Origin of the sequence: Chamaesiphon sp. OTE_75_metabat_556, from assembly GCF_031378165.1 — a bacterium.
Taxonomy (GTDB): Bacteria; Cyanobacteriota; Cyanobacteriia; order Cyanobacteriales; family Chamaesiphonaceae; genus Chamaesiphon.
The window spans coordinates 1-6,533 of the sequence record NZ_JANNDR010000089.1; the positions used below are offsets into that span (position 1 = coordinate 1).

At 49.2% G+C, this 6,533-nt stretch carries 5 protein-coding genes; 2 read left to right on the forward strand and 3 right to left on the reverse strand.

All coding sequences use genetic code 11. The features are described 5' to 3' along the window. Nucleotides 1–124: 124 nt before the first annotated feature. The 3 genes from RMO27_RS04155 to RMO27_RS04165 all read right to left on the reverse strand — a co-directional run bounded on the left by RMO27_RS04155 (nt 125) and on the right by RMO27_RS04165 (nt 4,356). Nucleotides 125–760 (reverse strand): hypothetical protein, encoded by a 636-nt coding sequence (locus tag RMO27_RS04155; RefSeq protein ID WP_309729395.1) that lies wholly within the window; start codon nt 758–760, stop codon nt 125–127. Between the two features lie 132 nt (nt 761–892). After that, nucleotides 893–1,723 (reverse strand): PD-(D/E)XK nuclease family protein, encoded by an 831-nt coding sequence (locus RMO27_RS04160; RefSeq protein WP_309729396.1) that lies wholly within the window; start codon nt 1,721–1,723, stop codon nt 893–895. Nucleotides 1,724–1,758: 35 nt separating this feature from the next. Further along, nucleotides 1,759–4,356 carry a PBP1A family penicillin-binding protein gene (locus tag RMO27_RS04165; protein WP_309729398.1) on the reverse strand — a complete coding sequence of 866 codons (2,598 nt, stop codon included), beginning with the start codon at nt 4,354–4,356 and terminating at the stop codon, nt 1,759–1,761. A gap of 265 nt (nt 4,357–4,621) precedes the next feature. On the opposite strand from RMO27_RS04165, the gene RMO27_RS04170 reads away from it, so the two are divergent. Next, nucleotides 4,622–5,872 (forward strand): response regulator, encoded by a 1,251-nt coding sequence (locus tag RMO27_RS04170; RefSeq protein WP_309729400.1) that lies wholly within the window; start codon nt 4,622–4,624, stop codon nt 5,870–5,872. Nucleotides 5,873–5,920: 48 nt separating this feature from the next. Beyond that, the coding region (locus RMO27_RS04175) for an Hpt domain-containing protein (protein WP_309729402.1) at nt 5,921–6,533 on the forward strand (613 nt) is incomplete at its 3' end.

A 6,533-nucleotide genomic window follows, 5' to 3' on the forward strand; every position in this document is an offset into this window, starting at 1 on the left:
GTAGGGGCAATTCATGAATTGCCCCTACCCTAAATTTCATGCCTACAGTCAGCAACGCTCCAGAACATTCTCGATCGATAAACCCGAAGAGTGCGTCTTCAAAATTGACCCTATCCGCTATCCCCTATTTTTTAAATCGATCGAACAGTGATGTCACTGGCGTCTGTAGCCAACTATCCTGATTGCCTTTATTAAAGCTGCGGATAAAAGCACCGTATGTCCGCAGATCGATCGATGTATTTTGATTGATATCGCGCTTGCGCTCTTGTTTTTTACGATTTTGGAAAAACTCTTTATCCTGACCGATAATTACCAATCCACGAATCTGTTCGGGACTAACTTCTTCAATTAACTGATTCTCAACTAAAATCTTCGGTAAATTACTAGTGCAATAATTCAACTTGTCAAAGGCAATCTTGGCTGAAGGAGTTAGCTGCATCTCTTCATCCCAAGTCCGATCATGAGGAGCAGCCAAGACAATCGCATACCACTTGACACCCTTGCGTTCGTGGTAACAACCACATAGATAGTCGGGGCGGTTGTCTGGATTAAGAATTAAATTGGTCGATAAAAAATAGATTTCATCGTACTTAATGTAAGTAGCAAGTAAATAAGCACATAGAGAAATATTCCGATCGAATAATCCTTGAATTTCGCTAACTTTACTATTGCTACTAACTTTATTGACTAAATTAGCAATCTCTTGACGATCGATCCGATTGGGATCGACCTGAAATGGTTGAAGGTGCTGGAGCGTCATAGATAAACCAGTTGACAGTTAATAATTAACACCTGTTGATCGCGATTATTAGCTATAGTACCCAGTCCCCGCTCGGTTATTGAGGTAACGAATCTAACCCTTTACCCTTTACCCTTTACCCTCTACCCTCCATTAACAACCTACCGCATAGGCACACCGATAGTTAAAACGACAAGCTCGACAATGAGTCCCAGGATGGGCGGGAAATAAGCGATCAAAGCAATCGGGATCGAGTTGATATTCCCGCAGTTGTTGCTGGTGTAGCTTGGCAATTTGGGCTAATTTCTGGGCAATCTGTGTTAAGCGATCGGGTGTGGCGGTAATCGGTTCGGAGCTAGTCATCGTTTCTAGATTGTAAAAAGAAGCCACTAACTCACAATCTGGATACAGATAACTACCTGCCAATAGGTATACATCGGCTTGACGGCGATCGAAATCGGCAAGTCCGGTTTTAAAATCGATGATGTGGATTTTGTCGCGATCGATAGTAACAGATCCAGGCGACGGTAACACTGCTCGAACGACACAATCAAAAGCCGCAAATAGCTGAAAGGTATCGTCGCCGACTCGGATCTCGATCGGTGGTGGTAGCGGTTCGTCGCCGCGATTGAGCAAGAGCATTTCTTGCCCTAGCAGATAGGGTTGCGCCTGATATTGGCGGAGAATCTGCATGACGCGATCGCGGATTGCTGCCAGTTCGTAATACAAATACAATCGATCGGCCACGCGTTCGCAGCCGCGCGGATGTTTGAGCAACAGGGGATCTTGATGAAATTCATACACCCCTTGCTGGGCTAATTTACCCACTTTTTGCCAGATCGTGGCTGCTAGTGGTGTGGAGATCGACTCAAACTGCTTGGTGTCCAGAGTCGATCTCCAACCGCGCTGCATCTGACAGTGAGTATCTTCCCAGCCTAATGCTGGCTCGAACTGCGACCAGAGATGATAGCTAGCAAAATCCATGCTCACTGCCTCAATAGCTACCTGCCGACTCCCCTTTATTCCTCCGAGCGGCGACGCCGCGAACGGCGGGGAGTATCCGAATTAGAATTGCTACTATCTACCTCTTCAGAGCGGCGACGCCGCGAGCGACGCGGACTATTATCCTCCGAACTGCTGTTGCTGGCTTCTTCCGAACGCCGCCGCCGCGAACGGCGCGGTCGATCGTCATTATTATTCTTCTTATCGTCATCGACGCGCTCGCCATCCTTGGGCATGGGCAGATCTCGTCGATAGCGGGGACGGATCGGATCGAGTTTGAGTTCTGGCTTACGGCCGCTGAGATTGTCAGGACGAGGGGGGAAATTCTGAGCGGGAAAATCAGTGACCGCAGTGCGCATAAACCGCGACCAGGCATAGGCAGCAGTACTACTGGCATTGCCCGTCGGTCGATTATTATCGTTACCCAACCAGACCCCAGTCACCAATTGGGGGACAAAGCCGATAAACCACAGGTCGCGTTCTTTGTCCGTGGTGCCCGTTTTACCCGCTACCGGGCGACCGATTTGGGCTGAGGTAGCCGTACCTTCATTCACAACGCCCCGCATCATCCAGGTCATAATGGCGGTAGTATCTGGCTCGAATACTTTGGTGGGTAGAGGTTTATTTTGATAGATGATATGACCTTTTTGGTCGATCACTCTGGTAATGCCGTGAGCGGGATTGTGCAGACCGCGATTTGCAAAAGTAGTATAGGCACTGGTGAGTTCGAGCAAGTCTACTTCTAACCCGCCCAAAGCCAGCGAGTAGTAGGGTTCGAGCTTGGATTCGATCCCCATGCTTTTGGCGTTATCGATGACAGGTTGAAAACCCGTATCGATCAGGATTTTGATCGCGATGATGTTGACAGAGTTAATCAGCGCATTATGCATCGTGATGTAACCCTTGAATTTTTTACCCGCGTTTTTGGGCTTATAACCGTCAACATCAAAGGGGGCGTCGAGATAGGATTTATTCGGGCTGATGCCACCAGCGATCGCCGTCGCATAGACGATCGGTTTGAAGGTCGATCCGGGTTGGCGTTTGGCTTGAGTGACGCGGTTGAATTGGTGGGTTTCAAAGTCGGTACCGCCGACCATCGATCGAATCCCGCCCGTACGCGGATCGACACTGACCATCGCAGCCTGGCCGAAGGAACCGCGATTATTGCGGACGGTGGAATTGACGATTTCTTCAGCTTTGGTTTGCCATGCGGGATTGAGAGTCGTTTCGACGGTCAAGCCACCTTCTTTGATGGCTTTGGCCGAAATCCGTTCGGGTAATTCCTGTTCGATATATTTGGTAAAGTACCGCGCTGCTTGCTGTTCCCGTTTGAGCGGACTACGTTTGGTTTTAAGCGGTTCGGCTTTAGCGGTTTTGGCTTCGGCTGCGGTAATAAATTTGGCTTCCAACATCCGATCGAGCACCAGATTGCGACGTTGCTCGGCAAATTTGGGATTGACAAACGGCGAATATTTATTTGGTGCTGGTGGCATGGCTGCCAGGGTGGCCATTTCCGATAGGGTGAGCTGGTCTACAGTTTTACTAAAATAGACCCAAGCTGAATCGGTGACGCCATAAGTCCCTTCACCCAAATAGACGAGATTGAGATAGCGTTCGAGGATCTGGTCTTTGCTGAGTCCTTCGGTTAATTTTTGGGCGAGGCGGACTTCCCGCAGTTTGCGCCAAAAACTCCGTTCCTGATTGAGATAGACCATCCGCGCCAACTGTTGGTTGATGCTACTGGCACCTTCGACTAAGTTTTTGGAGGTGATGTTTTGAACGAAGGCTCTGGTGACACCTTTATAATCGACACCGTCATGCTCGTAAAACCGCCGATCTTCGATCGCGACGAAGGCTTTTTTGAGCTTGTCGGGCATTTGCCAAATTTTGATCGTCTCGCGGGTGGCATTTCCCGTTTGGAGCAAGATACTGCCATCGAGACCTTTGATCGTAATCGTCCCAGGGCGGACGTAGTTGAGGGCATCGACTGGCGCGTACTGACTGACACTACGATCGACAAAGATCCAGGCACCAAATAAGGCTAGACAGCCCAAGCCCAAACCAGAACTCACCCAGAACCACCGCTTTTTGTGGACAGGATTGGAGCCTTGAAAGGGCTTGGTGGCTACTTTACCGACGATCCCGACTGTCCCACCGACAGCGACCGCTGTTTTCCCGATCGCCTTGAGGATCGGACTCGCCGTTTGCTGTTGGCCCCCGCGACCTGCTGGGGCGGTGGCTGGTGTTGTTGCCAAGGCATCAGCGGGGATCTCAACCGCTGCTGGAACTGGTGGCGGTGCGGTCTGGACGCGATTCTCTTTCAGAGAGGCTTCGCCAACGGGATAGAGATTTGCCGACAGATCTGGTGCGGTACCGATTTCTGACGGGTGGGCGCGTTCCGGTGCGTTGGAGTGCCCATTCGGCTCAAAACCCGCAGCAGTAGCTGACGGTTGATGATGCTCACGAGGTTTTGCTGCCCCAGTCAGCGGCAATTTTGCGGATAGTCCCCTTAACCTAGCGAATAAATTCAACACGTCAACTCCTAATGTAAATCTGGCAGTCGTAAATCCTGTTCGATAGCGGTCGATCGCCAAGATCGTAATCTTTTGTGGCACAAAGATTGCCAGATTGGCAAGCTTTGTTGGTAAATCGCTAATGTTAATTGAGCATGATAGCGTACTGAGCGATTAGTAGGGAATACTAATGAAGACTCTAAAAAATATCATATCGATCGCGCATCATTCCCTTTTCCACAACGGATCTTCACAATTGTCTTGGAATCCCAATTTTGACCTGCTCGCTGGCTGCGGAAAATTGATTCTAGCTGTGCTGTGATGGCTAACTTACTTTACTACTTTGACTATCCCATTTTCTCTTGTAATGAACAACGATCTTCGCTATTTGACGGCTGCTGACCCACAGCGTGATGCAATCGGTCGATTTCAGTACTTAAGTTGGGGCGAATTTACTGGAGCTGTAGATATATCGGTGGGATCGGGACAAGCGTGGGAACTGGTATTTTACCAAGGACAGATCGTCTGGAGTCTCGATCGCGCCCAACCAAATCGCCTGTGGCAACGGCTACTGCGGGCTAGTGTCGGCTACGAACATATCAACATCGAGTTACTCGCTCAAGCAGCTAGTTATAGCACCTGGAAAGGATTGGACGCCGGCCGCGAAGTATGTTGGCAGTACCAAGGTGCGGCGGCGTTGATGATGCTATCGGAAATCAAAGCTGCCGAGCTGACGACGATATTGGAGATCGCCGCCCAGGAAACAATTTTTGACTTGTTGCAATACAGTCAGGGTCAAAAGTTGAATTTTCGCACTCAGGCGGAAATATTTAGCGAAAGACCGCCAAGTTCGATCGATACCGAAGAAGTCATTAAGCAAGCGGAAGTGATGTGGCAAGAGTGGCACACGCAAAAATTAGGAAATATTTCACCGAATAAAACGCCTGTGATTCGGCATCCCGTCCAACTTTATCGGCAAACGACACCGATTATTTATCAAAATTTGGTACAGGTCATTACTGGGAAGCGGACGTTACGGGAAATTGCCTTGGAGATTGATGAAGATTTGCTCTTATTGACGCGATCGCTCACGCGCTATATCCAGACTGGCATCATCGAGTTAATCGATCTGCCCGATCTCAAATTGTCACCAGTTGAGAGCAAACGCGTGCCGAGCGATCTGGGGATGAAGGAGCAACTGCTAACGCTGGTGCACACGCCAGCAGCTAGTACCCAATCCAAATTAGCGATCTGCATCGATGACAACCCCCAAATCTGCGAGAGCATGAGATCGATCGTTACGGATGCCGGTTATCGATTTATCGCCATACAAGATCCGACCCAAGCTTTACCCAGATTGCTAGAAAATAAACCAGATCTGATTTTCCTCGATCTAATTATGCCCAAAATTAGTGGCTACGAAATTTGCGGCCAAATTCGCCGCGTGTCCACTTTTGCGCAGATTCCGATCGTGATTCTCACTGGGAAAGACGGATTGCTCGATCGCGTCCGTTCCAAAGTTGTCGGTGCTTCGGAATTTACCTGTAAACCAATTACGCGCAGTGCGATCGAAGCTTTCTTGAATAAATATCTGGGCACTGCTGTGAATGCATCCTAACGTTGATTCGATCGCCCCACCAGCCCCTATCCACTATCCATCACGGTCATGAATGACGCTCAAATCCAAGCCCAAGCATATAGTTATTTTTTAGCGGAAGCACCAGAATTACTGCAAACGATCGAGCAGGAAATCCTCACGTTGCCGAGTGAACACACCACGGCTAAAGTCCACAATCTGATGCGTGCGCTGCATACGCTCAAAGGTGCTGCCGCCAATGTTGGCTTGAGCGCGATCGAACGGATCGCTCACGATTTTGAAGATGTGACGCGCGTTTTTTACGATCTGGATGTCGAGATCGATATTGAGGTGCAAACATTACTATTAGATGGCTATACGGGTTTGCAGGAATGTTTATTGGCGCAAACTACTGCTGGCAGATCGGATTCAGCAGATCGAGACCTTGACGAACAGGAGATCGTCGCGCGGATGGAGATTGTCATCGACAACTTAAAGTCAAAATTGGGCGATTGGAGTGAAGCCGATATTGCCCTCCCCAGCTCGATCGAGTTGGGTTTTGATATTGTGGTGTCAATTTTTGAAACCACCATTCAAGAACAAATTGACGAACTAATCGCGGTAGTTGCCACTGACGATGCAGCACTAATCGCCGAGTGCCTCCGCCGCGTTGCCGATATTGGCAGTAGTTTGGCGGAGTCGT

Excerpts from the sequence above, each read along its gene's own strand:
- RMO27_RS04160 (WP_309729396.1), bottom strand. The coding sequence starts at position 1,723 with ATGGATTTTGCTAGCTATCATCTCTGGTCGCAGTTCGAGCCAGCATTA.
- RMO27_RS04170 (WP_309729400.1), top strand. The coding sequence starts at position 4,622 with ATGAACAACGATCTTCGCTATTTGACGGCTGCTGACCCACAGCGTGAT.
- RMO27_RS04155 (WP_309729395.1), bottom strand. The coding sequence starts at position 760 with ATGACGCTCCAGCACCTTCAACCATTTCAGGTCGATCCCAATCGGATC.